Annotated in this window: 22 protein-coding genes and 1 pseudogene; 9 read left to right on the forward strand and 14 right to left on the reverse strand. The window is 64.2% G+C overall.

Annotation, left to right across the window (positions count from 1 at the left end):
- Positions 1–2 precede the first annotated feature (2 nt).
- The 4 genes from OVA12_RS16420 to OVA12_RS16435 all read left to right on the forward strand — a co-directional run bounded on the left by OVA12_RS16420 (position 3) and on the right by OVA12_RS16435 (position 5,341).
- The gene (locus OVA12_RS16420) at positions 3–974 is read left to right on the forward strand and encodes an ABC transporter permease (RefSeq protein WP_268139211.1); all 972 of its coding nucleotides are present in this window, start codon (positions 3–5) and stop codon (positions 972–974) included.
- Positions 971–1,816, forward strand: coding sequence for an ABC transporter permease (locus tag OVA12_RS16425; protein WP_268139213.1), 846 nt, complete (start codon positions 971–973; stop codon positions 1,814–1,816). Before OVA12_RS16420 ends, OVA12_RS16425 begins: the two co-directional genes overlap by 4 nt.
- The gene (locus tag OVA12_RS16430) at positions 1,813–3,408 is read left to right on the forward strand and encodes a dipeptide ABC transporter ATP-binding protein (protein WP_268139215.1); all 1,596 of its coding nucleotides are present in this window, start codon (positions 1,813–1,815) and stop codon (positions 3,406–3,408) included. The genes OVA12_RS16425 and OVA12_RS16430 overlap by 4 nt, the downstream gene beginning before the upstream one ends.
- Positions 3,409–3,658: 250 nt before the next feature.
- The gene (locus tag OVA12_RS16435; protein ID WP_268139217.1) at positions 3,659–5,341 is read left to right on the forward strand and encodes a methyl-accepting chemotaxis protein; all 1,683 of its coding nucleotides are present in this window, start codon (positions 3,659–3,661) and stop codon (positions 5,339–5,341) included.
- 291 nt (positions 5,342–5,632) lie between these two features.
- On the opposite strand, the gene OVA12_RS16440 is transcribed toward OVA12_RS16435, so the two are convergent.
- The 6 genes from OVA12_RS16440 to OVA12_RS16465 form a co-directional block, all read right to left on the reverse strand.
- Positions 5,633–6,673 carry an AbrB family transcriptional regulator gene (locus OVA12_RS16440; protein WP_268139219.1) on the reverse strand — a complete coding sequence of 347 codons (1,041 nt, stop codon included), beginning with the start codon at positions 6,671–6,673 and terminating at the stop codon, positions 5,633–5,635.
- A complete protein-coding gene (locus tag OVA12_RS16445; RefSeq protein ID WP_268139221.1) occupies positions 6,666–6,971 on the reverse strand; it encodes a DUF4387 family protein in 306 nt (101 codons plus the stop codon). The genes OVA12_RS16440 and OVA12_RS16445 overlap by 8 nt, the downstream gene beginning before the upstream one ends.
- Positions 6,955–8,328: an acyclic terpene utilization AtuA family protein gene (locus OVA12_RS16450; protein WP_268139223.1), complete on the reverse strand. Its 1,374-nt coding sequence runs from the start codon at positions 8,326–8,328 to the stop codon at positions 6,955–6,957. Before OVA12_RS16450 ends, OVA12_RS16445 begins: the two co-directional genes overlap by 17 nt.
- 114 nt (positions 8,329–8,442) lie before the next feature.
- Positions 8,443–9,987, reverse strand: a complete 1,545-nt coding sequence (locus OVA12_RS16455; RefSeq protein WP_268139225.1) for a tripartite tricarboxylate transporter permease — start codon at positions 9,985–9,987, stop codon at positions 8,443–8,445.
- 10 nt (positions 9,988–9,997) lie between these two features.
- Complete coding sequence (locus tag OVA12_RS16460; RefSeq protein ID WP_268139227.1) at positions 9,998–10,438, reverse strand: tripartite tricarboxylate transporter TctB family protein; 441 nt, start codon at positions 10,436–10,438, stop codon at positions 9,998–10,000.
- Positions 10,438–11,403 carry a Bug family tripartite tricarboxylate transporter substrate binding protein gene (locus OVA12_RS16465; protein WP_268139229.1) on the reverse strand — a complete coding sequence of 322 codons (966 nt, stop codon included), beginning with the start codon at positions 11,401–11,403 and terminating at the stop codon, positions 10,438–10,440. Before OVA12_RS16465 ends, OVA12_RS16460 begins: the two co-directional genes overlap by 1 nt.
- A 121-nt stretch (positions 11,404–11,524) precedes the next feature.
- On the opposite strand from OVA12_RS16465, the gene OVA12_RS16470 reads away from it, so the two are divergent.
- From OVA12_RS16470 to OVA12_RS16480, 3 genes are read left to right on the forward strand one after another with little or no spacing between them, the layout of a single operon-like run.
- Positions 11,525–12,190 carry a response regulator transcription factor gene (locus tag OVA12_RS16470; RefSeq protein WP_268139231.1) on the forward strand — a complete coding sequence of 222 codons (666 nt, stop codon included), beginning with the start codon at positions 11,525–11,527 and terminating at the stop codon, positions 12,188–12,190.
- Positions 12,187–13,578, forward strand: a complete 1,392-nt coding sequence (locus OVA12_RS16475; RefSeq protein WP_268139233.1) for a sensor histidine kinase — start codon at positions 12,187–12,189, stop codon at positions 13,576–13,578. The genes OVA12_RS16470 and OVA12_RS16475 overlap by 4 nt, the downstream gene beginning before the upstream one ends.
- Positions 13,539–14,678 carry an ABC transporter substrate-binding protein gene (locus OVA12_RS16480; protein ID WP_268139235.1) on the forward strand — a complete coding sequence of 380 codons (1,140 nt, stop codon included), beginning with the start codon at positions 13,539–13,541 and terminating at the stop codon, positions 14,676–14,678. Before OVA12_RS16475 ends, OVA12_RS16480 begins: the two co-directional genes overlap by 40 nt.
- Before the next feature lie 17 nt (positions 14,679–14,695).
- Here OVA12_RS16480 and OVA12_RS16485 read toward each other — a convergent pair whose 3' ends face one another.
- The 3 genes from OVA12_RS16485 to OVA12_RS16495 form a co-directional block, all read right to left on the reverse strand.
- A complete protein-coding gene (locus OVA12_RS16485) occupies positions 14,696–15,097 on the reverse strand; it encodes a hypothetical protein (RefSeq protein WP_268139237.1) in 402 nt (133 codons plus the stop codon).
- A 73-nt stretch (positions 15,098–15,170) separates the two neighbouring features.
- Complete coding sequence (locus OVA12_RS16490) at positions 15,171–17,021, reverse strand: sodium:solute symporter family protein (RefSeq protein WP_268139239.1); 1,851 nt, start codon at positions 17,019–17,021, stop codon at positions 15,171–15,173.
- A gap of 11 nt (positions 17,022–17,032) precedes the next feature.
- Positions 17,033–17,305 carry a DUF4212 domain-containing protein gene (locus OVA12_RS16495; RefSeq protein ID WP_268139241.1) on the reverse strand — a complete coding sequence of 91 codons (273 nt, stop codon included), beginning with the start codon at positions 17,303–17,305 and terminating at the stop codon, positions 17,033–17,035.
- Positions 17,306–17,580: 275 nt separating this feature from the next.
- On the opposite strand from OVA12_RS16495, the gene OVA12_RS16500 reads away from it, so the two are divergent.
- Together OVA12_RS16500 and OVA12_RS16505 are read left to right on the forward strand one after the other, a co-directional pair.
- Positions 17,581–18,183 (forward strand): esterase, encoded by a 603-nt coding sequence (locus tag OVA12_RS16500; protein WP_268139243.1) that lies wholly within the window; start codon positions 17,581–17,583, stop codon positions 18,181–18,183.
- Complete coding sequence (locus OVA12_RS16505) at positions 18,180–20,345, forward strand: DUF294 nucleotidyltransferase-like domain-containing protein (RefSeq protein ID WP_268139245.1); 2,166 nt, start codon at positions 18,180–18,182, stop codon at positions 20,343–20,345. The genes OVA12_RS16500 and OVA12_RS16505 overlap by 4 nt, the downstream gene beginning before the upstream one ends.
- 13 nt (positions 20,346–20,358) lie before the next feature.
- On the opposite strand, the gene lpxB is transcribed toward OVA12_RS16505, so the two are convergent.
- The 5 genes and pseudogenes from lpxB to lpxD form a co-directional block, all read right to left on the reverse strand.
- A complete protein-coding gene (gene lpxB, locus OVA12_RS16510) occupies positions 20,359–21,570 on the reverse strand; it encodes a lipid-A-disaccharide synthase (protein WP_268139247.1) in 1,212 nt (403 codons plus the stop codon).
- Positions 21,571–21,572: 2 nt separating this feature from the next.
- Entirely contained in the window at positions 21,573–22,451 is an 879-nt protein-coding gene (locus tag OVA12_RS16515; protein ID WP_268139249.1) for an LpxI family protein, read from the reverse strand.
- Between the two features lie 3 nt (positions 22,452–22,454).
- Complete coding sequence (gene lpxA / locus OVA12_RS16520) at positions 22,455–23,252, reverse strand: acyl-ACP--UDP-N-acetylglucosamine O-acyltransferase (RefSeq protein WP_268139251.1); 798 nt, start codon at positions 23,250–23,252, stop codon at positions 22,455–22,457.
- Between the two features lie 70 nt (positions 23,253–23,322).
- Positions 23,323–23,787, reverse strand: a complete 465-nt coding sequence (gene fabZ, locus OVA12_RS16525) for a 3-hydroxyacyl-ACP dehydratase FabZ (RefSeq protein ID WP_268139253.1) — start codon at positions 23,785–23,787, stop codon at positions 23,323–23,325.
- Between the two features lie 64 nt (positions 23,788–23,851).
- Positions 23,852–24,896 (reverse strand): annotated as a pseudogene (gene lpxD, locus OVA12_RS16530) (UDP-3-O-(3-hydroxymyristoyl)glucosamine N-acyltransferase).
- Positions 24,897–24,923: the final 27 nt, after the last annotated feature.

A 24,923-nucleotide genomic window follows, 5' to 3' on the forward strand; every position in this document is an offset into this window, starting at 1 on the left:
CCATGCCCCTCATCCTGTTCATCCTGCGCAAGGCCGGCCAGGCGCTGGCGACCATGCTGGCGGTCTCCCTGCTCGTCTTCCTCGCCCTCGAGGTGAATGTGGACGACGTTGCGGTGAAGGTGCTGGGGCAATTCTCCACCGCCGAGCAGCGGGCGGCCTGGCTCGAGGCCAACGGCTACAATGCCCCGTTCCTCTGGCGCTATTTCGACTGGCTGGTGAGCTTCGTCAGCGGTGACTGGGGCATGTCGACCTATTACCGCGCGCCGATCACTGACCTGATCCCCGACCGGCTTGCCGCAACCGCCTGGCTGGCGCTCGGTGCGTTGTCGCTGATCGTGCCCTTCGGCCTTGGCCTCGGCGTCCTCGCCGGCATGCGGCCCGGCTCGCTCACGGACCGCGTGGTCTCGGTCCTCTCGGTGGTCACCACCTCGATCCCGGACTTCGCGAGCGCGGTGTTCCTGTCGATCGTCTTCGTCTTCTGGCTGGGGCTCCTGCCCGGTGCCAGCACCATGATCGGCGGCTTCTCGCTGAAGGAACTGGTGCTGCCGGTGCTGGTGCTGGCGCTCTATTCCACCGGCTATCTCGCCCGCATCACCCGCGCCTCGATGGCCGAGGTGATGGCGACGCCCTACATCCGCACGGCGCGGCTGAAGGGCGCGAGCCTGCCGCGCATCGTCTTCCGTCACGCCCTGCGCAACGCGCTGATCACGCCGATCACCGTCATCCTGCTGCAGGTGCCGTGGCTCCTGTCCGGCGTCATCGTGGTCGAAGTGTTCTATGCCTACAAGGGTTTCGGCACCCTGCTCTACGAGGCCGCGATCAACTCCGACATCTACCTGATCGAGGCCTGCGCCATGGTCTCCGTGCTAGTGGTGGTCACCACCCAGATCCTGTCCGACCTCGCCTACGGCCTCCTCAATCCGCGCGTCAACCTGCTCGGAGCGCCCAAGCCTGCCAAGGGAGACGCCGCATGATCCGTCTCGTCCGTCCCTATCTCACCCATCCGCTGGTGGCGGTCGGCGGTGCCGTCACGCTCCTGTGGCTGGTGCTGGCGCTGTTTGCGCCGTTGCTTGCCCCCTTCGATCCGCTGAAGACGATCCTGCCGCTCGCCCGGCCGTTGACGCCGGCGCCCGGCGGCGGAACACTCTGGCTCGGCACCGACATGCTTGGCCGCGACATCCTCTCCCGCCTCATCTACGGCGCGCGCACCGTTGTGCTCTATTCGACGCTTGCGACGCTCTCCGCCTATGCGGTCGGCATCGCGCTCGGGCTCTCGGCCGGCTACCTGCGCGGCCGCGTCGATGCCGCCCTGTCGTTCCTCGCCAACGTGGTGCTCTCCTTCCCCGTGCTGGTGCTCTACATCGTCATCATCGTGGTGATCGGCGCCTCGCCGCTGAACATCATCCTGGCGGTGGTGTTCTCCAGCGCCCCGGCCATTTTCCGCATCGTGCGCGCACTCACCATCGACATCGCCACCCGCGATTTCGTCCAGGTCGCCCGCACGCAAGGGGAAGGGTCGCTGCGCATCATGCTGGTCGACATCCTGCCCAATGCCACCGGGCCACTTGCCGTCGATTTCTGCCTGCGTCTTGGCTACACCGCCATCACCATCGGCACCCTCGGGTTCCTCGGCCTTGGCCTGCCGCCCCCGACGCCGGACTGGGGCACCATGGTCAACGAGGGCAAGGCCATGGCCATCGCCTTCCCCCATCTCGTGATCTTCCCCTGCATTGCCATTTCCTCGCTGATGCTGGGCCTCAGCCTGCTGGCCGACGGTCTCAAGGAACTCTCCGAAGCCAAGGGGCGCGGCGCATGACGACACAGACCCCCTCCTCCGACACGGCGATCCTGACCATTGACGGGCTGACCGTGGCCCTGCCGCGCGGCGCTGACCGCCGCCATGCGGTGAAGGGCGCAAGCCTGGACCTGTTCCCGCGCGAGATCCTCTGCGTCGTCGGCGAGAGCGGCTCGGGCAAGTCGGTCCTGTCGGCGGCCCTGATGGGCGCCGTGCCGAAGGGGCTCGCCATCGAAAGCGGCCGGATCCTGTTGCAGGGCAAGGATCTCGCCCTTGCCAGTGAGCGCGAACTGACGCGCATCCGCGGCCGCGACATCGCCATGATCTTCCAGGAACCCATGTCGGCGCTCAACCCGGCGCTGACGGTGGGCGAGCAGATCGAGGAAATGTTCGTCCTGCATACGGATCTGGCCGCCGAGGCCCGCCGCGCCCGCACTCGCGCGCTGGTCGAGGCCATGCATCTGCCCGACCCGGACCGGATCCTCGCCTCCTATCCGCATGAACTCTCCGGCGGCCAGTGCCAGCGCGTCGTCATTGCCATGGCGCTGGCGCTGGATCCCAAGGTGCTCATCGCCGACGAGCCGACCACGGCGCTTGATGTCACCACCCAGGCGCAGGTGCTGAAGCTCATCCGCGAGCTGAAGGACAGCCACGGCCACGGCATCCTGTTCATCACCCATGACTTCGGCGTCGTCGCCGACATTGCCGACCGCATCGCGGTCATGCGCGGCGGCGAGATCGTCGAGATCGGCACCGCCCAGCAGGTGCTGACGCAGCCGGCGCATGACTACACCCGGGCCCTGATCGCCGCCGTTCCGAGCCTGACGCCGCGGGCCCCGCGCGCCGCGCGCACGGCCGAGCCGGTGCTGGAGATCAGCAACCTCGAGCACCACTACGGCCGCACGAAGGCGCTGAACGACATCTCCCTCACCTTGCGCCGGGGCGAGGTCGTCTCCATCGTCGGCGAGAGCGGCTCGGGCAAGTCGACGCTCGCCAAGGCCGCGATCCGTCTCATTGACCCGACCGGCGGCGCGATCTCCGTGTCCGGCACGCCCTTCCTCGCGCTGAAAGGCGGGGCACTGCGCCAGAAGCGGCGGCTGATCCAGATGGTGTTCCAGGACCCGGTCGGTTCGCTCAATCCGCGGCGGACCGTTGGCGAGATGATTGCCCGCGCGGCGATCCTGTCCGGTGCCAGCCGGGCCGAAGCCATACGGCGGGCGGAAGACCTGCTTGACCTCGTCGGCCTGCAGAAGTCCGCCTACCACCGCCGCCCGGCAGCCTTTTCCGGTGGTCAGCGGCAGAGGGTTGGCATTGCCCGGGCACTGGCAATGCACCCGGAGGTGCTGATTGCCGACGAGAGCGTCTCGGCGCTCGATGTCTCGGTGCAGGCCCAGGTGCTGGAGCTCCTCAAGTCGCTACAGGAGAAGCTGAACCTCGGCATCCTGTTCATCACCCACGACCTGCGCGTCGCCGCCCAGATCAGCGACGAGATCGTGGTCATGCACAAGGGGCGAATCGTCGAGAAGGGTCCGGCCGAGGCGGTGCTGCTGGCACCGAAAGATGCCTATACGCGCAGTCTCATCGATGCAGCGCCAGGCCGGGGAAGCATCTGACGGTCGTCAGACGACGCCGGCTTCCCCACAAAACCTGGAGCAACTGCACTGTTACTATTATCAGGGCAAATAAATATCATCTGATTTTTACCTCACGGAAACAACGCCCTACCCGTTACCCGTCGTATCCCTTTGATAGTCCAGCAATATTCGCACAATCAAAGCACCAATTAAATCTTGAGTAAGCACAATGGCTTACCTTGCACTCAAGACCTTCGGTACAAGGTCCTTGTTTTCAAAAGGTAGTGTCATGGGGCTGAAACATATTCCTATCGTCCAGAAAATGCTCGCGGTGCTGATCCTCATGGGACTTTGCGCGACTGGACTTGCCGTTGTTGCCTGGTCGGAGATCACCGGCCTGACCCAGAGCTTTACGGTCGTCGGAAAGTCCGAAGAGGCTGCTCGCGAAGCGATGGATCTGCGCGTCGACATCATCGCCATCAGCCGCATGACCTACCAGCTGGCGCTTGCCCCGGAAAAGGCGGGCGACTTCCGCACGGAAGCTGATCGCCGCGCCAAGGAAATGCTGGCACGCCTGCCGATCCTTGAAAGGGTTGCAGACGGCGAGCAGCGCAAGCAACTGGCCGCGGTCAAGACCGCGCTGGACAGCTACTTCCGCTCCATCGGCGCCATGGTCGACGTAGCCGCCAAGAATGCCGGCAATGCCGAGGCGATCAAGGCCTCGCTCGGCACAGCCCTCACCGCGCAGAAGGCCGTGACCGATGCGGTCAAGGTCTACTCCACCTATTCGGCCGAGATGATGGCGGGTCAGCGGGACAGCGCGGCGAGCAACGCCCTGCATTCGGTCAGCACCATGCTGATAACGGCAGGCGTCGTGATCGTTCTTGGCCTTGCGCTGGGGTTCTATGTCAGCCAGGCCGGCGTCGCCGGTCCGATCCGCCGCATTGTCGGCACGCTCGAAGAACTGGCCCATGGCAACTACAATGCTGCCATTGAGGGCGGTGAACGCCGTGATGAAGTGGGCGCTCTGGCCCGCGCCGCTGCCGTCTTCCGCGATGCCGGTCTCGAGAAGGACCGCCTGACGGCCGAGCGCGAAGCCCAGAAGGCCGAGAATGAAGCCGTGCAGCGCCAGATGATGGCGCGGCTTGCGCAGGAGTTCGAGCAGGCCGTTGGCGGTATCATCCGCTCGGTATCGTCGGCAGCCACTCGCCTTGATGCGTCTGCCCGTGTCATGTCCGGCAGCGCCCAGGAAACCTCGCAGCAGTCCACAACCGTCGCCGCTGCCTCGGAACAGGCCTCGGCCAACGTCCAGACCGTCGCTGCAGCGACCGAAGAACTTACCGCCTCGGTGCGCGAGATCGCAGGTCAGGTCGACCAGTCCAACCGCATGTCAGCCGTGGCCGTGAAAGATGCAGACGAGGCGGCCAGCAAGGTGCATGGCTTGTCCAACGCCGCCCAGAAGATCGGCGACATCGTCGAATTGATCAATGGCATTGCCAGCCAGACGAACCTTCTGGCCCTCAACGCGACCATCGAGGCCGCACGCGCCGGTGACGCAGGACGTGGCTTTGCAGTCGTTGCCTCCGAAGTGAAGCAGCTTGCAGAACAGACGGCCAGCGCGACAACGGAAATCGCAGCTCAGATCTCCTCGATCCAGGCTTCTACAACCGACAGCGCCTCGGCCATCAACGCCATTGCGGAATCGATCCGCAAGATGAACCAGATCAGCGCTGCGGTGGCAGCAGCGGTTGAGGAACAGGCCGCCGCCACCCAGGAAATCGCCCGCAACGTACAGCAGGCCTCAACGGGCACCGCCGAGGTCTCGCAAGCCATCACCACGGTCACCCGCGCCGCTGGCGAGGCCAGCTCCGTGGCCAACGAAGTTCTGGGCTTCTCCGGCGAACTCGCCAGCCAGTCGGAGCGCCTGAACCAGGAGCTGAACCGCTTCCTGTCGACGATCCGCGCCGCCTGACACAACGCGCAATCAAAACAAGACGGGCGCCCTTCGGCGCCCGTTTTCGTTTCGGTATCCTCCGCCTCAGCCGCCCCCGCGCCCTTTTGATCGCAGGGAACACGCCCAATACCCGGCCGTCATCCCCGCCTTGTGCGGGGATCCAGCCATCGGCTCGTTCGGACAAGAGACCTTGATCGCATCCCGAGGCAGCATGGATCCCCGCACAAGGCGGGGATGACCTCAGCAGTGCATGGCTTTCAAGAAAGCCATGCATGTGCACTGGCTTGCCCTCTCATGTGGAACACGGCCTCAGCCGCCCCCGTGCCGCCTGAACAGGCGATCGACCACGGGCGCGAGCAGGATGACGAGGACGATGCGCAACAAGTGGTGGCAGATCACATAGGTGAGATTTCCGCCAGCCATGATGGCGATGACGACCATTTCCGCCTGCCCGCCGGGCAGGAAAGCCAGAAACGCATCAATCGCCGGCGCCGTTCCGGTCAGATAGATCAGTTCGATGAAGACGAGACTGATGCCCGCCAGCAGCAGGGCATAGACAAAGCCTGCCAGCACGTCGACCTTCAGCTCATGCAGCGTGATGCCGGTGTATTTCGCACCCACCGCAATGCCGATGAAGAACTGAACCGCCCAGATGATCTCTGCCGGGGGGCGCTCGGTGATGAGGCCGGACAGCGAGAAGATCGCTGTCAGGATCATGGGTCCGAGGATCGACGCGCCGAACAAGCCGACACGTTCGGCGATCTTCCAGCCACCAACGCCGCAGACCAGCATCAGGACGAGCTGCAGCGGATCGGCATCCAGCATGGGCCGGCCGGGAGGCGCGGTGAGATCGGCATTCCAGACGAGCGTCATCAGGATGGGTGCGGCGGTCACCACCACCAGGACGCGGGTGGCGTGGATCAGCGACAGGGCCCGGACATCGCCCCCTGCCTCCTCGCCGAACACCAGCATGTCCTGCAGCCCACCGGGCATGGCGGCGTACCACGCCGTCGGGTGGTTCATCTTGAAGCCGAAGCGGAACAGCGGGTAACCGATGATCGCAATGACGGCGATGAACAGCGGCACGAAGACCAGCGAGCCAGCCATGGCCGGCAGATCGCCGACGATGGCCGGGGTGATCGAGGCGCCGACGGCGACACCCAGGAACGTGCGCATGAAGGCGCCAAAGCCACCGGCATTCGCCATTTTCGCGCCGCAGAGCGCCGCCACCAGACAGGCCATCAATGGCCCGAGCAGCAAGGGCAGCGGCAGGCCGGCGAGGACAAAGGCAAGTGCACCGAGCGCGGCGACCGCAAATGTCGTCACCCTCGCCTTGACGAGATCAGACACGGACGTCCGCCTCTTCCAGCAGCACAGCCCATTGGGCGCCGTGCATGTCGCGGTCATCGCGGCTGCCCTGCACCACGGGTCGTGGCAGCGAGAACTTGATGACCGAAAGGTCCTCGATGTCGAACCGCTTCAGATGCTGCGGCTCGACGCGGTAGAGGGCGGCAACCTCGCCCGTCACCAGCGCCGGCACAACCTTGGCATAGACCTCGGGCGATCCGCAGAACACGTCAACGGTGACCCAGAAGGGGCCAGCGTTCTTCGAGCGGACCTTCAGCACCACATCACCGAGCCGGGCCATGGGCAACCTCCGTTACGACAATGCGGAAGGCCGACATCGGGTCGTCCAGTTCCATCACATGATTGAGGGCGAATTCGTAGAGCGCGCCCCGGTCGGACTGGGCCGGCGAATAGGGGAACGCGAAGGTCGGCAGTTCCTCATGATCGGTCAGCGGATAATGCAGCACGAAGGGATTGATCAGCTTGCCGATCTCGGCCGCTTCCGCCTGGCTTTGCGCCGTGACGATGCCGAGCACGCCGACTTCGACCGGATCGCCGACGCGGTTTTCCTGGCCGCCCAGCGCGCCGTCAACGCCGATCAGGCGAAATTCGAGCGTGTAGGCCTCACCCGGCTCGAGCCCCATCCGGCTGCGGATCTCGTCTTCGAGGAACGCGGACAACCGCTCGACCCAGGCGCGCGCGCCCTTCACATAACGCTCGTTGCGCAGGATCGCGAGGATCGTGGTCTGGTAACCGGCTACGCGTGCGCCTTCGAGCTTCACAGTATAGGTGCCCTTGACCCAGCGCGACCCTTCAACCCGCACGCGCCGTTCGTCGAGCGCCGTGTAGCGTGCTCCGCGGACATCAAGATAGCCGCCCGGCTCGTAGAGCTGATAGGGGTCCGAATTCTCGTAGAGCATGTGGGCGGACACCGAATGCGGCGTGCAGGCCGCCGTCTCGGCCAGAGGCTCGACGGTGAAGCCATCGGCATCGAAGTCGACCTGGATCACGCCGGAGGTCGGGTGGGTGGAGCAGAGTGCGCCGCATTCGGCGATCTTGGCCCCGTGCCAGGCCCCGCCCGCATGATCCCCGCGCAGAAGCGGCAAGGCCGAAATGGTGGCGGTGTCTGTGGTGCGGCCCGCGATGACGATATCTGCGCCGGTTGCAAGGGCGGCCTGCACCTGCTCGGCACCGGCCAGGGCAACGATGTTGGACAGACTGTCGAGCAGTGCCGGCGAGATCGCAGGTGCAGGCTCCAGCGGCCTGATCCGGCCGGCCTCAAGGGCTGCGATGATGCGATCTGCCGGCTGACTGGAGTAAAGCCGGGCGATCTTGAGGTTTTGCCCCAGTTCGACCGCAAGCTCGACCGTGATGTCATACATCCAGTCGACGGTGGCATCGGCGCCGCAGGTGCCGGCGGTGCCGATCACCAGTGGCACGCCCGCTTCGGCGCGGGCGCGCATCAGGTCGCGCCACTCCGACTTGGTCGCGGCGCGGGAGTATTTCGACACACCGGCGCCAAGCGAAAACGGCCCGCTGTCCGTCGAGCCGCCGTCGATGCAGATGATATCCGGCTTGTTGTCGACGCCACGCTTCAGCGCCGCCCTGTCAAAGCCGAGACCGAGCACCCCAGAGGGCACCAGAACACGTGTGGGCATGAAAGCTTGTCCCCGAGGGTACGGCTGGCCTCGCCAGCAAAGGGTGAGGCAACCGGTTTGACACAAGGACGGATCCGGGGCCAGCCCCGGATCCGCAGACCAGTCATGCTGGTGTCAATCCTTGTCCGCGATGTGGTCCGCCATGTGCTCTGCGGTATAGGCCGGTACGTCCGGCTTCTTGAGGAAATGCCGCAGGAACATCGGGGCAAGGAAACCGAGGACAGCTGCCGTCCAGAGGCCGATGGAGATGCCGGAGTTGAACAGGTAGGTCCAGTCACCGTCCGACAGGACCATCGCGCGGCGCAGGCTGTCTTCCATGTGATTGCCGAGGAGGATGCCGAGGATCACCGGCACGGTCGGGATGTCGAGCTTGCGAAGCACGTAGCCGAGCACGCCGAAACCGACCATCATCAGCATGTCAAACGACGAACCGGTCAGCGAGAAGATGCCTACAAAGGCGATCATCGTGATGCCCGGCAGCAGGATGTAGCCCGGCACAGACAGGATGTAGACGAAGATCCGGACCATCGGGATGTTCATGATCAGCAGCACAATGTTGCCGATGAACAGCGAGGCGATCAGACCCCAGACAATCTCCGGACGCTCCGTGAAAAGAAGCGGACCCGGGGTGATGTTCAGGGTCAGGAGCAGCGCCAGCAACACGGCTGTCGTACCGGATCCCGGGACACCGAGGGTCAGCATCGGCACTAGCGCACCACCGGCGGCCGCGTTGTTGCCCGCCTCCGGTGCGGCCACGCCGCGGGGATTGCCCTTGCCGAAGGTGTCCTTGTCCTTGGCAATCGACTTTTCACCGACATAGGCAAGGAACGACCCGAGCGAAGCCCCTGCCCCCGGCAACACACCGGCGATGAAGCCGATGATCGTGCCACGGATCATGGTCCAGCGCGTGGCCATCAGATCCTTCCAGGGAATGGTGAGCTTGCCGAGCTTGACGCCGATGGCGCTGTCCTTGCCGTGGCTTTCGATGAAGAAGAACACTTCCGACACGGCGAACAGACCGACGATGGCGACCAGGAAGTCGATGCCGTCGAGCAGGTGCATGTTGCCGAAGGTGAAGCGCGGCATGCCGGTCGTCTGGTCAAGGCCGACCATCGACAGCGCGAGCCCAAGGGCCGCGGCCATGGCTGCCTTGGCCTGGTTGTTCGACCCGATGCCACCGAGCGTGCAGAAGGCAAGCATGTACAGGGCAAAATACTCGGACGGCCCAAACTTGTAGGCAACGCCTGCAAGCAGGGGCGCCATCAGGGCCAGACCTGCAGTGGCGAGAAATGCGCCGACGAAGGATGCAACCGCCGAGATCACCAGCGCATCACCCGCCCGGCCCTGCTTGGCCATCGGATAGCCGTCGAGCGTCGTCATCATCGCCGGCTCGTCACCGGGAATGTTGAGCAGGATCGACGAGATGCGGCCACCATACATGCAGCCGTAGTAAACCGACGTCAGCAGCACCAGCGCCGACATGGCGTCAAGGCCGAGTGAGAAGCTGATCGGAATGAGCAAGGCCACGCCGTTCGACGGCCCGAGGCCAGGAAGGGCACCAATGATGGTGCCAAGGAAGCAACCGACGATCGCCAGGAACAACGTGGTCGGCGTCAGCGCCACGGAAAACCCGAGCGCCAGATTGGACAGGATATCCATGGGGGTCTCCTTAGCCGAACAACGCGCGCGGCAGCGCGATCAGGCCGAGGCCGAGGGCATATTTGAACACGAAGAACAGACCGACGCCGAGACCAACGCCCGTCATCACGGCCGGGACTGGCCGGGGCGAAATCTGGAAGCTCAGGACACCGGCCGCAACAATCGTCGGCAGGATGAAGCCGAGCGGGCGAACCGACATCGCATAGAGTATGAGCACGGCGAGTGTCAGCGCCAGCTTTGCCAGCATGACCGTCCCGGGCCATTCGGCATCCGGATCCGGCTGCAGGAGCATGGCAATGGCCGAAACGAGAACCACGCCGCCAATGATGTAAGGGAACACCCTCGGACCGATGGGGTCGGAGAGGAAGCTGGTCTCGATGCCCGCAGCGCTGAGGATGTACCCCAGCGCTGCAAAGATCATGACCAGACCAAAGATCCGGTCGCCGCGCATTACTTGATGATCCCGATCTCACGAGAAATGGTCTGGATTTCAGCGATGTTGTCGCCAACCCACTTTTCAAAGTCGCCGCCGATCAGGGTGTAGGGAGCCAGACCGTTGTCGGTCATGACCTTCTGCCACTGTGCGGATTCGGAAACCTTCTTCAGGCCGTCGGACCACTTGGCAAAGTCCGCGTCAGAAATGTCCTTCGGGACATAGAAGCCGCGCCAGTTGACCGCGACCATGTCGATGCCCTGCTCCTTCGCCGTCGGAATGTCCGGGAAGGCCGCAATGCGCTCATCCGCCAGCACGGCCACAGCCCGCACGTCGCCGGACCGGATAAAGCCGCTGATCTCGGAGATGTCGCCGGTCATTGCGGCCGTAAAGCCACCGACGGTCTGGGTGATCGCATCCGCACCGCCGTCAACGCCGATGTACTTGATCGCACGGGCGTCCTTGAAGCCGGCCCGGCTCATCAGCATCAGAACCTTCAGGTGGTCGAAACCGCCCACGGCCGAACCGCCGGCAAAGGCGACCTTGCCCGGATTGGCCTTCACGGCCTCAACCAGCTCCGGCAGCGTCTTGTAAGGGCTGTCCTTGGCGACAACGATGACACCCGGATCACCACCGATGGTGCCGAGCCAGCGCACCTGGTCAGCGGTCATGCCGGAAAAGGCGTTCTGCGCCAGACGGGTTGTGGTGGCGGACGATGCCGCAATGAGCAGATCCGCATCGGAACCGCGCTCTGCAACCACGTGGCCATAGGCAACGCCGCCACCGGCACCAGCCATGTTGGTGACCTGCACAGGGTTCGGCACGACGCCGATCTCATGCATGATCTGGCCGACCTGGCGGCAAGTGAAGTCCCAGCCGCCGCCCGGGTTTGCCGGGGCGATGCATTCGGTGGCGGAAGCGGTGACGGACATGCCGGCGACAAGCGCCGCGCCAAGCGCGAGCGCCTTGAAAGTCGTTCTCATCCCTGGTTCTCCTCCCTGGGGAATGGATATGGCGCAGGGGCTCCTCAGCCCCTTGCGTCCGACGATCATTTGCGGGCAACCTGACACAAACCTGTCACGGACGTTAACGGCGGATAATAACTTGCGCTTTCTTCTCGTAGAGGATCACGAGGACCTTGGCCGGTCGGTGCAGGAGCGTCTGCGCCTGGAGGGGCATGCCGTCGATCTGGCACCAACGCTCGCCGAAGCGCAGGAGTTCCAGGCGGCCGCAAGCTATGATCTGATCCTGCTCGACATCATGCTGCCGGATGGCGACGGACGGCAGTTTCTTGCCAGCCAGCGCAGCGCGGGAAACCAGACGCCGGTCATCGTCATGACCGCCCGGGCGGCCGTGAGCGACCGGGTCGGAACACTCGACATGGGCGCGGACGACTACATCACCAAGCCCTTCGACTACGCCGAACTTGAAGCGCGCTGCCGGGCGATCCTGCGCCGCCGGGGCGGTGTCGCCGACAGCAGGCACCGGCATGCGGATATCGTGTTTGACCCGCTCGGCGGCACGATTGACGTGAATGGCGAGGTGCGGGAGCTGCGCAGCCGTGAACTGCGGTTGCTCGAAGTCTTCCTCGGCGCGCCAGGCCGCATTCTTTCCAAGGAACACCTGTGTGACAGGCTGTTTTCCTTCTCCGAGCCGGTCACGGACAACGCCATCGAGGTCTATGTCGGACGCCTGCGCAAGAAGCTGACGGGCAGCCGGCTGCGAATCGATACCATGCGCGGCCTCGGCTACCGGCTGACTGAAACATGAGCGAGGCCCGCGTTGCGCCGTCGCTGCGCCGGCGTCTGGTTGTCCGGCTGCTCGGGCTTGCTGCGGTTCTCGCCATCATCCTGTTCATTGCGGTCCGGTTCAGCGCCGAGACGGCATCCGAGGCCACCCTGGACGCGGTGCTGGGGGTGGCGACGGCGTCGATCGCGGATGATCTGCGCAGCGGCGAGGATGGAGCCCAGGTCACCCTGCCCGCCGAGACATTTTCGATGCTGGCCGCCATGGGCGAGGAGCGCATCTTCTACCGCATCCTGATCGGCGGTACGACCATGACCGGCTATGACGACCTGCCGCTACCGCGCGATACACCGACAGCCGTCGCACCGGTTTTCTATTCCCGCAGCTACCGGGAGGCCGATCTGCGGCTTGCCGCAGTCTCGCGCAATCTCATCATCGACAGCCGCCCCGCAACGGCTCTGGTCATCGTCGGCCAGACCCGGGAGGGCCAGCGGGTGATTGCGCAGCAGCTGGCCAACCGGGCCGCCATGCTGGGATTGTTCGTCTTTCTGCTTGCCATCCCCGCCAGTCTGGTCGCCGCGACCAGCCTGCTGCGGCCGCTTGACCGCCTGGCCGAGGCCATGGCACGGCGCGGGCCACGGGACCTCAGGCCCGTGCGGCATCCGGTTCCCGAGGAGCTGGCGCCGCTGATTGGCGCGCTCAACAGTTTCATCGCCCGGCTGAAGTCGACACTGGCACAGACCGAGACCTTCATCGCCGAGGCAGCGCATCACATCCGCACACCGCTTGCCACCTTGCGCAGCGAAGTCGAGCTGGCCTTGCGCCTTGCCAAGGATGAGCCGATGCGTCAGCGCCTTCGCCGGCTACTGCGCACCGTTGACGAGGGCTCGCGCTCGGCTGGGCAGCTGCTCGATCACGCCACCGTCCTTTACCGCGCCGAGCAACAGGTCTTTGCTGACGTGGATCTGGGAGCGATTGCCCGAGGCCTCGTTGACCGGTACCGGACCACCGCAGACCTCAAGGACATCCGCCTGACGCTCGACAAGCCGGCAGGCGCGGTACCTGTCACTGGCGATGCGGTGCTGCTTGAGGCGGCCCTGCGCAACCTGATCGACAATGCCATCAAGTATTCTGCCGAAGAGGCGGAGATCCATGTCAGCCTGGCGATCAGCGAGCAGACCGCGATCTTCCGGTGCGAGGACGAAGGGCGCGGCCTCGATGGCGCGGTCGACAGCAAATTGCGCGGGCGGTTCCAGCGCGGGCGCAATGTCGAGGATGTGGTGGGATCCGGTCTGGGGCTGACGATTGTCGCCGAGGCCGTTGAAGCAATGGGCGGCAGCTTCTCGCTGGCCGCCCGTCCGGAAGGGGGAACATGCGCCACACTGACCATGCCACTGGCCGCCAAGTCATGAGCAATCTGCACAAGGCCCAGCTCGGTACAGTCCGGCTGTCTGCCAATGCGTGCCAGCGACTGCTGCGTCTGGCAGCGCTCACCAGTGCAATGCTTCTGGGCATCGTCAGCCAGACCGCGAGTGCCTTTGACATCGAAGCCGAGCGCCGCTTTGGCGATCCCAATGCGACCCGCAGCATCGACGTCCTGTCGACCACGGACATCAATGTCTTCAGCCCGGTCATCGAGGGGTTCATTGCCGCCAGGCCCGACATCGCCGTGAACTATATCGTTGCCTCGAGCCAGGAAGTTTTCAATGCCATTGAAACGGATCGCGCGGCCGTCGATGTCGTGATTTCCTCCGCCATGGACCTGCAGATGAAACTGGCGAATGACGGCCGGGCCCGCGCCCTGCCCGCCGGCATTCTGGAGGGAAGACCAGCCTGGGCGCGGTGGCGCGACACGCTGGTCGCTGTCGCGCAGGAACCGGCAGTCTTGCTGGTCGCGCGCAAGGCCCTCGACGGCGGATTGCCTATGCCGCGCAGCCGGCGCGATGTGATCGCTCTGCTGCGCGATCACCCAGACCGGTTCAAGGGCCGTATCGGGACCTATGATCCCAAGGTGTCGGGAGCCGGATACCTGTTTGCCACGCAGGATGCGCAGCTTGGAGAAACTTTCTGGCGGCTGGCCGAGGTGATGGGTCGCCTCGACACACGGCTTTATTGCTGCTCGTCGGACATGATCGAGGCGCTGCTGAGCGGGGAATTGCTGCTCGCCTACAATGTGCTCGGCAGCTACAGCCGCAAGGACGATCTGTACCGGGAAAAGGTCATCCTGGTGGAGCCGGAGGACTTTACCGTCACGCTGCTGCGTACGGCCCTGATCCCTCAGGAAGCAAAGAACCCCGGCGATGGCGGCGTGTTCCTCGCCTATCTCCTGTCACCAGCCGGGCAGTCCCTGGTGCGCGAGGCGGCCGGATTGCCCCTGATCGACCCGCGTGTCTATGCCGAAAAGCCGCATCTGCGGCCCATCCGGCTTGATCCGGGCCTGCTCGCGCAGCTCGACACCATGACCCGGAAGCGCTTCCTGGAGGAATGGCAGGCCGCAATGGAACAGCCCTAGACCACCCGCCAGCGGCGTCAGGCCATCAGCATCAGGTAGAGGACGATGAACAGCGGCGGAACCTCGAGGAAGGCATCGCCGAACAGGAACAGCTTCAGGAAAAAGAACAGGAAGGCCGCATAGAGCGCCACGGCGAAGGGCATCAGGAAGCCCGGGGTGACCGGCGCAACCAGTGCGATCAGCGGATTGGTCAGCTTGCGCAGGACGACGAAGAAGGTGATCTGCCGGTCTGAACCGAAGACAAATTCCAGCAGGCCGCGCGAGAACAGGAAGGCGGCAATCGCGGTCAGCGCATAGGTGCCTCCGAGCAGGACGGCCACATTGGCCGGCACATTCCCGACATACAGGAACGTGGCGACGGCGAGGAGGTAAGTCCCGGCCAGAATGAGAATGCCGGTGAAGGCCGAGCCCTGCTGCATGAAAACGTCCTTTGAACACAAAAGGAAAGGCGCAGGGTCATGACAACCCTGCGCCCGATCTATAGCGGCAAACTCAGTGCCCGGCGACCATCATCGTGCCGCCCTTGGGCAGACGCAGACGATCGACGAAGTCCTGCATTTCCTGGCTTGGAGCCGGGGTGACCAGCGACACCACATAAGTGACGATGAACCCGGCCGGTACGCCGAAGATGCCGGCAGCAATCGCCTTCACGCCGAACCAGGAGATCTCGTCGCCTGTTCCCTTGACGAAGTCGAAGCCGTACACGTTGCCGATCAGGTAGTACATGGTGATGCCGAAGCCGGCGATCATGCCCATGATGCCACCTAGGTTGGTCGCACGCTTCCACCAGACGCCCATCACCAGCGGGGCGAAGAGACCCGCAGCGGCGATCGAGAAGGCCCAGGCCACCATCGACAGGATGTCGGACGGCTTGGTACGGGCCAGGAAGGCAGCCGCAAGCGCAACCACGATCAGCAGGATCTTCGAGATCAGCAGGCGGCGCTTGGCGTCGGCCTTCGGATCGATCATGCGATAGTAGATGTCATGCGACAGTGCGTTGGCGATCGCGAGCAGGAGACCGTCGGCAGTCGAGAGCGCAGCAGCGAAGCCACCTGCACCGACAAGACCGACAACCCAGATCGGCATGCCGGCAATCGACGGGGTCGACAGCACGATCATGTCGTTGTTGAGCTTCAGCTCGGCGAAGGGGAAGCCTGCAGCGAAGCCCTTGGCCTGGCAGGCCGCGGTGATCGCTTCGATGGTTTCGGCCTTCACGCCGCAGATCGTCACCAGCTGGTGACCGGCGATCGAGCCCCACTGCAGCATCCACTGCGGGATGGAGCTGAAGGGCAGGAGATTGCCTTCTGCGCCCACGAAGAGGCTCATCAGGTTCATCTTCGAGAAGGCTGCATAGGCGGGAGCCGTGAAATACAGCAGGAAGATGAAGAACAGCGACCAGCCCACCGACTTGCGGGCTTCACGAACCGTCGGGGTCGTGAAGAAGCGCATGAGGATGTGCGGAAGCGATGCGGTGCCGACCATCAGGCAGAAGATCAGCGAGAAATAGTCGAACGCGCTCATGTTCTGGAACGGAGCGACATAGGACTTGGCGATACCCAGAACCTGCTCGTATTCACCGATCTTGGTGAGGGCGCCGCCATAGGTGAGCTGCGGCAGCGGAATGCCGAAGGTCACGGTCGACATCCAGATCGCCGGCAGCAGGTAGGCAACGATCAGCACGATGTACTGCGCCACCTGCGTCCAGGTCACGGCCTTCATGCCACCCAGCATCGAGCAGACGAGAATGCCTGCAAGGCCTGCGAAGATGGCAAGGCCGAAGTCGATCCCGAGGAACATCGAGGCAATGATGCCGGATGCGTAAAGCTGCGCCGTGATGTAGGTGAAGGAGCAGCAGAACAGCACGACGATACCGACGAGGCGAGCGGCGTTGCCGCCGTAGCGCGTGCCAAGGAAATCCGGAACCGTGTAGGCACCGAACTTGCGCAGGTAAGGCGCAAGCAGCACCGCGACGAGCACGTAACCGCCCGTCCAGCCCAGCACATAGGCAAGGCCGTCATAGCCCAGAACGAAGAGCGTGCCGGCCATGCCGACGAAGCTGGCACCGGACATCCAGTCGGCGCCTGTTGCCATGCCGTTGTAAATCGCCGGAACCGAGCGGCCGGCGACGTAATATTCAGACACGACTGCCGTGCGCGACATGATGCCAATGAAGGCATAGATGCCGATGGTCGCAGCCATGTAGGACCACATGATGATACGCTCCGGGACGCCCAGCATCTCGAAGATCGCCATCAGGACGACGAAACCCGCAAAGCCGCCGACGTAGACCGAATAGATCTTGCCGAGGTTGTCGGTGAAGTCCCCTTTCATGCTCATTGCCATTTGGGGTCTCCTTAGTCTTCGGCTACGCCGAATTCTTCATCAATGGAGTTCTGCCGGCTCGAGAACCAGAAGATCAACACCACGAAGACAATGAGCGAGCCTTGCGCAGCCATGTAATAGCCGAGCGGAAAGCCCAGGATCACGACGCCATTCAGCGACGATACGAACATGTGAATGAAGAAGCTGAACACCGCCCAGATCGCAAGCGTGGTCCACATGAGACCACGGGTCTTGCTCCAGTGCGCCGCCGCAACTTCCGGTGGCAGTTTGTCGGTCAAGGTCATTCCTCCCGTTGGAGCATCCGGGCCTGTGGTCCGCGCCGCGCCCCCTTTCCTGACACGGCACGCCCCTCCCAACGCAATATTTCTGAACCGGCAAAACGGCTTTATTTCCGCTTCGCACAGCAACATAAAAATATTGCGATGCCGAGATGCTTGCAGGATCAGATTATTCCCTTCAAACTGGGTAAGGGAAGTTATCCTAAAGACTAATCGGGACGTCACATCGAGGACATGCCCAAGGGGAGCAGATGCAAGTGCTTGATTTTTTTGGATCCTTGATGCCGAGACGTCGCCGCTCCGACTGGGCTTCCGCAGTGGAAACCATCCGCGGCGGCGCCGCCTTTCTCGCGCAAGGTGCCAGCTACTCCTACTTGCGTGCCCGCACACTGCTCGCCGGGCCAAAGCTGTTCCAGGATGAGGGGTTTGGATTCGCGCTGCAGATCTGCAAATGGGAGGGCTTTGCTGTTGCAGCGCAAGATCTGATCCTGATGATGGAAGCTGAAATGCGCGAACACCTCCCCCAGGATCCAGTCGTTCGCGCCGCTGGATTGATGCAGCTCTACCGGGATGTCCTGGCGGCCGAGGAAGTTCCGGACCATCGCAAGGACCGCGGCTGGGATGACGCCATCGCCGAGTTTGAGGCGCGGCTGCCGGTCTTCATGGAAAAGCCGCCGCTGAAGACTGACGCAATCTGTACCGCGACCGCGCTTCGCCTGCTGAACCACGCCCCCATCACCGATGACGTGCGCGCAGCAGACAAGATGATGGTCGTCAACAATGTCGCATTCCGCTTCATCGACTACCAGGCCACCATGCGGAAGCGACTTGATCTGGTCGCCTTCGCCCGTGAACTCTCCGGCAAGATGGACGTCGCCGCTTGAAACGAACCCCTCCCGCCGCCCCGGCGCTTGGCGCCCTGACGCCGCTGATCGCGCTCGACGTGGTCGTGCTCGACACAGAAACCACCGGCCTGGACATCCGCAAGGACCGCATCGTCCAGATCGGTGCCGTGCGCATGGTGGGGCGGGAGATCCTTGCCAATGAAACGTTCGACGTCATCGTCGATCCCCAGATGCCGATACCCGAGGTGGCGCAGCGCATCCATGGGCTGAAAGACGCCGATGTCGCTGGAAGCCGCACCATCGCCGACGTGCTACCGGAGCTTGCTGCCTTTATTGGCGGAGCGGTTGTGGTGGGGCACTCGATCCATTTTGACCTTGCCATCCTGCGCCATGAGGCGGAGCGGACCGGGGTTGCCTGGACGGAGCCCAAAGCGCTCGACGTCGCGCTGATGGTGGCCGGACTCGATCCGGCACTGGTCGACACGTCGCTCGACAATCTCGCTCTCAACCTCGGTGTCGACATCAAGGGGCGACACACCGCTCTTGGTGATGCGCGGGCCACGGCTGACGTCTATGTCGGCCTGCAACCGCGGCTGATTGCGAAGGGCATCCGCACGCTTGCCGAGGCTGAGCACCTCTGCCGCAAGCCGGCGGGCCTGATCGCCCGTCAAGAGGAGGCCGGCTGGTTCGAAAGGCCGAAGGACAAGCGCGACTTCGCGCATGCCGTGCTGCGCAGTGGATCGCGCAAGGCCATCGACAGCTATCTTTATCGCAACCGGCTTGGCGATGTGATGAGCAGCCCGCCGATCAGCCTGCCGCAGACCGCCCCCCTGTCCGAGGCCGCCAGGCTGATGACAGACCGCGGCATCGGCTGCCTGATCATCGAGCGGGACGGTCTTGATCCGGGGATCCTGACGGAGCGCGACGTGCTCCATGCCTTGGCGGCGTCCGGGTCCGATGCTCCGGAACTCAGCGTCAGTACCCTGATGACTGCGCCGGTGATCAGCGCGCCCGCCGATACGTTTCTGTACCGGGCGCTTGGGCTGATGGCCCGGCGCAACCTGCGCTATCTGGGTGTGACGGACGGAGGTGGCCGCGTCACCGGTGTCTTCACCCTGCGCACGCTGCTGCGCGAACGGGCGCTTGCCACCCTGACCGTGGGCGACGAGATTGCCGCAGCAACGCGTCCGCGCGACCTGGCAAAGGTCCAGTCCGCCCTGCCCGCGCTGGCAAGCGGTCTTCTCGATGACGGTCAGGACGCCCGCAATGTCTGCGCCATCATCGCGGCCGAAGGCAAGGCAATGACCGCGCGGGCAGCCGAACTGGCGGAAGCGGAACTGGTGGCCGCTGGCGCCGGCCCCGCACCGGCGGACTACGCGCTGCTGGTGCTTGGATCTGGCGGGCGCGGCGAAAGCATGCTGGCGGCGGACCAGGACAACGCGCTGGTGATCGACGACAGCTATACCGGCGATCTCGACAGCCTGGATGACTGGTTCACGCGCTTTGCCGCAAGGGTCAACGAGATCCTCGACCGGGCCGGCATCCCTCTGTGCTCGGGCGGCGTGATGGCGCGCAACCGCCACTGGCGCCGACGCCTTGGCGAGTGGGAAGACCAGCTGGCCGAGTGGGCTGCCCATCCATCGCCGCAGGCCCTGCTCAATGTCGACATCTTCTACGACTTCACTCCGGCCCATGTGTCCGGCAGCGCCGGTGCACGGCTCGCAGAGGCTCTGCGGATCCATGCGATGGAGACGGCCCGTGCGTCCTTGACCATGCTGCGGGCGCTGGGTGAGACTGCTGCCAGCCACGGCCCTCCCCTTGGCCTGTTCGGGCGCATTCGCAAGGATGATCAGGGGCGCGTTGACCTGAAGGCCGGCGGACTGCTGCCGATCGTGGCCGGTGCCCGGACCATCGCCTTGCGCCAGGGCATCACCGACCTCACCACGCCCGGCCGCTTGCTGGCAGCTGCCAAGGCAGCGCACCGGTCAGAGGCCGATGCAGAGATCCTGGCCAATATCCATGGCTTCCTGATTCGCTTGATCCTGACCCAGCAGATTGCCGACCTTCAGGCCGGGATTCCGCCCAGCAACCGGATCGAGATCAACCGCCTCGCCCACCGCGACCACGACGAATTGCGCGAGGCCCTCGGCCGGATCGAGCTGATGGTCCACATGCTGCGCGATATCCTGCAAGGCATCTGACTAGGCGCGAAAATCAGCTGCGCTTGATCAGATCGAGAACCAGCCGCGCGGCCGTGGCACTCTGGCTATGCCCGTCCGGCAGGCGCATGGTGGCGTCGAGTTCGGTGAAGGCATTGACCTGGGTCTGACGCTCGGTGCTCTCGGTCAGCAACAGGTCCACCACAGCGGCCAACCGGTCCGGCGCGGCGTCCTCGTCGAGAAACTCCGGCACAACATTGCGGCCGAGGATGATGTTCGGCAGCACCATTGAACTGACAGAGGCAATGGGAAACACACGATGGATCTGTTTCAGCCGCCGGTAGAACCAGTCCAGGCGGTAGCAGATCGCCATGGGAACGCCGGAGGCCGCCAGCTCCAGCGACACGGTGCCAGAGGCCGCCAGCGCGGCATGCGCCCGGCGGAAGGCGGCAAACTTCGCGGCTTCCCCCTCAACCACTGTGACCTGTTCCGGCCAGCCGGCAACACGCGCACGGATGCGGTCGGCCAGATGCGGCACGGCCGGCAGCAGGATTTCGAGATCCGGCCGGTGCGCCCGCAGGATTGACGCGGCCTTGCCGAAATCATCCAGCAGCATGTCGACTTCGCTGCGGCGGCTGCCAGGTAGCAGCAGGAGAACGTCGGAGCCACTGCCAACGGGCGTGCGCTCGCAGGGCGCCGGACGCAACTCGGCGGCGCGCTCGATCAGCGGGTGTCCGACGTAAAAAGTCTCAGGGCCCCCAAGGCGTTGGTGCGCCGCAGGCTCAAAAGGCAGCAGTGCCAGCAACCGGTCGACATAGACGCTCATCCGCTTGGCGCGGCCAGGGCGCCAGGCCCAGACGGATGGCGAGACATAATCAACGATGGGAATATGCGGTGCCCGCTTGCGCACGCGCTTGGCAACGTTATGGGTGAAGTCCGGGCTGTCGATGATCACCAGCACGTCCGGATTGGCGGCCACGGCGGCATCGACAGCCTGATAGACGCGCTTGACGATCGTAGGCAGCCGCTGCAGGACGGCGGTGAGCCCCATCACCGCAATATCGGACAGGGGAAACAGGCTCGCCAGCCCCTCACGGGCCATGCGCTCGCCGCCGACGCCGGCAAAGCGGATCTCGCCAGCATGTTGCTGCTTCAGCGCCTGCATCAGCTTGGCGCCGAGGGCATCACCAGATTCCTCACCGGACACCAGAAACACCTTCAGCGGAGCCTGGCTCTCAGCCGGGATCTGGGCAGCGGAAGCCGTCATCTTCAGATCTCCTGATCGTCCGGCCGCGTCAGGCCATAGAGAAACAATCCGTTGGCCGACACCGCGTCCAGAGTGGCCTGACGGTCGGCGATCAGCGAGCGGCCAACTTCCACTGCAATGCCTGTCAGGCCGGCCTCACGGGCCAGAGCAATGGTGCGCGGGCCGATGGTGGGCAGATCGACGCGCAGGTCCTGACCGGGCTTGGCGGCCTTGACGAGCACACCGGCCATGCCCTTGGCGCGCACGCGGCGGTTCGCCCGCAGCCCGGCGCAGCGCTCCAGCATCGCATCGGTGCCTTCAGCCCCTTCCAGCGCGATCACCCGCCCCCCGACCGACACCGCAGCCTGGCCAATGTCGAGTTCTCCAAGCCGGCGCACGGCCTGCCAGGCGAGACGCATGTCTGTTTCCATGTCGCCATCCAGCGGCCGGCCGGCCATGAGACCGGGCGTTGCCAACAGGGAGGCCGCGACATCGGCGACACCGACCACACGCAGATTTTCTGCTTCGAAAATGCGGATGACACGGGTCAGCAGGCTGTCGTCACCGCCCACCATCGCCTTGAGGATGGCAGGCAGACGGCGCATGGTGCCAAGGTCACCGAGAATTGAGGTAAAGTCCGGCCTCTGGGTCACGCTGCCGATGAGGATCACACGGTCGCAGCCCGCGCTGTGCAGCACCTTGAACAGGTGTCCGATCTGGCCCCAGCCAAGCTCGTGGTCGGCCTGACGGACGAAGGCGGGATCCGCCTCGCCCTTGATGGCAATGGTGACGACTGGCTCCGACCGGGCCTTAAGGTCATCCAGAATTTCAAGCGGAAGCTGGCCACCACCCGCAATCAGCCCAAGCGGTGCCCGGCCTTGCGCAGGGGCGCGCTCGCTCATGGCTCAGTCGCCCTGCGGGCCGCGCGGCGTGCAGAAACGACGATCGCCCTCGACCAGGATGAAGTCCAGCACCTGCTGCACCAGCGGCTCCTCGCCAACGGTTGCGGCCAGTTTCTGCGCCCGGTCACGCAAGGTGCCCTCGTCGCTTTCGAACAGGTCACGATAGGCAGAACGCAAGGCGTGGATCTGTTCACGCGGGAAATTGCGGCGCTTCAGACCGACCAGGTTGAGACCGCCCAGACGGGCGCGGTTGCCCGTGACCATGCCGAAGGGGATGAGATCGTTCTCAAGACCAGCCAGGCCGCCGACAAAGGCATGATCGCCGATGCGGGTGAACTGGATCACTGCCGAACCGCCGCCAAAGATCACGTGATCACCGACGGTGACGTGGCCAGCGATCATGACGTTGTTCGACATCACCACATTGTTGCCGATGTGGCTGTCGTGGCCGACATGCGAATTGGCAAGGAACGCGCAGCGATCCCCGACGGTTGTCGTGCCGCCGCCGCCTTCGGTGCCAGGGTTCATGGTGACGCCCTCGCGAATGAGGCAGTCAGACCCGATCGTCAGTGACGCGGGCTCGCCGCGATACTTCAGATCCTGCGGCTGATGCCCGAGAGACGCGAAGGGGAAGATCACCGTGCGCGCGCCAATCGTCGTGTCGCCGGCAACCACCACATGGGACTTCATCTCGACGCCATCGCCGATCTTCGCGTCCTTGCCGATGTGACAGAACGGGCCGATGCGGACACCTTCGCCGAGGCTCGCGCCGTCCTCGATCACTGCGCTTGGATGGATCACAGTCTGAACTCCCCGGCACTTACGCGGTACTGTTGATGCATTGCTTCAGAAGGGCGCAAACCCGTCCCGGTCAGGCATCCACCAGCATGGCACTGATCTCGGCTTCCGCAACCTTGACGCCGTCGACCTTGGCGACCGCTTCGAAGCGCCAGATGTTCGAGCGGTTGCGGATCTTCTTCACATGGAAGTGGACCTGGTCGCCCGGGCCTACCGGCTTGCGGAACTTCGCCTTGTCGATGGTCATGAAATACACCAGCTGGGGCGTATGGTCACCGCCAAGCGAGTGAACGCACAGGGCACCCGCCGTCTGCGCCATCGCCTCGATCAGCAGAACGCCCGGCATCACCGGACGGGTCGGAAAGTGACCCTGGAAATGCGGTTCGTTGATCGTGACATTCTTGATGCCGATGCAGGACTCGTCGCCGTTCATCTCGATGATCTTGTCGATCATCAGGAACGGATAGCGGTGCGGCAACAGCTCCATCACCTTCATGATGTCGGCAGCTGCCAGTGTGGTCGTGACTTGTTCTTCCATATCCTCTGCCCCCGTGAAGGGAAAATGTGCCTTTCCTGCTCTTTAGCCGAGCAGAAGCGTCCTGTCAGGTGTCTGAGCCGCGTTGCGCCAGTTTTTTCAGGGCTGTCAGTTCGCGGAACCACTGCTTGACCGGCTTGGCCGGCGTGCCGCCATAACGACCACCGGCCGGAACGCTGTCGTTGACGACGCTGACGGCGGCAATCTGCGCGCCCATGCCGACCTCGACATGTCCGGCAACGCCGGACTGGCCGCCGATTGCGACATAGTCGGCAAGCGTCGAGGATCCAGACAGACCAACCTGCGAAACGATCACACAATGGCGGCCGATGTTGACATTGTGGCCAACCTGGACCTGATTGTCGATCTTCGTGCCCTCCCCCCACAACCGTGTCGCGGTTGGCGCCGCGGTCAATGGTGGTGTTGGCGCCGATCTCGACGTCGTCCTGAATGATGACACGGCCGATCTGCGGCACCTTGAGATGACCGCCGAGGCCCATGGCATAGCCAAAGCCATCCTGCCCTATGGCAACGCCGGGATGCACGATGACACGGTTGCCGATGAGCGTATGCTGCAGGACCGCGTTTGCGCCGATCCGGCAATCGCGGCCGATGCGGACATTCTGGCCAATGACGGCGTTGGGGCCGATATGGCTGCCACTGCCGATCTCGGCACCTGCACCGATCACAGCGCCTGGCTCTACAGTGACATTGTCCTCAAGCTGTGCCTGTGGATGCACGACCGCCCGCGGCGAGACACCCGGCGTATCCTCGAAAGCCGGCAGCGGCGCCATGGCCTGCGGGTAGAGCCGGGCCAGAACCTTGGCCCAGGCGCGATAAGGATCCTTGGCAACCAGCAACGCGACGCTGTCCGGCACCTTGGCCGCGTGTTTCGGCGCAACAATGCAGGCCGTCGCACGCGTGGTCGCCAGGTGATCGAGATACCGCGTGTTGTCGAAGAAAACGAGCGCGCCCTGCCGGGCGTCCTCCAGCGGCGTCACGCAGGAGATGGTGAGGTCAGCGTCGCCCCGCTGCAAGTCAGCTCCGGCCACTTCAGCAAGTTCAGCCAGACGCAGCGCCTGCATCGGCGCGTAGAACATCGGATCTGCCATTCGAAGGCTCCTCGCCCCGCCCGAACG

The organism is Pannonibacter sp. SL95, assembly GCF_026672425.1.
Classification (GTDB): domain Bacteria; phylum Pseudomonadota; class Alphaproteobacteria; order Rhizobiales; family Stappiaceae; genus Pannonibacter.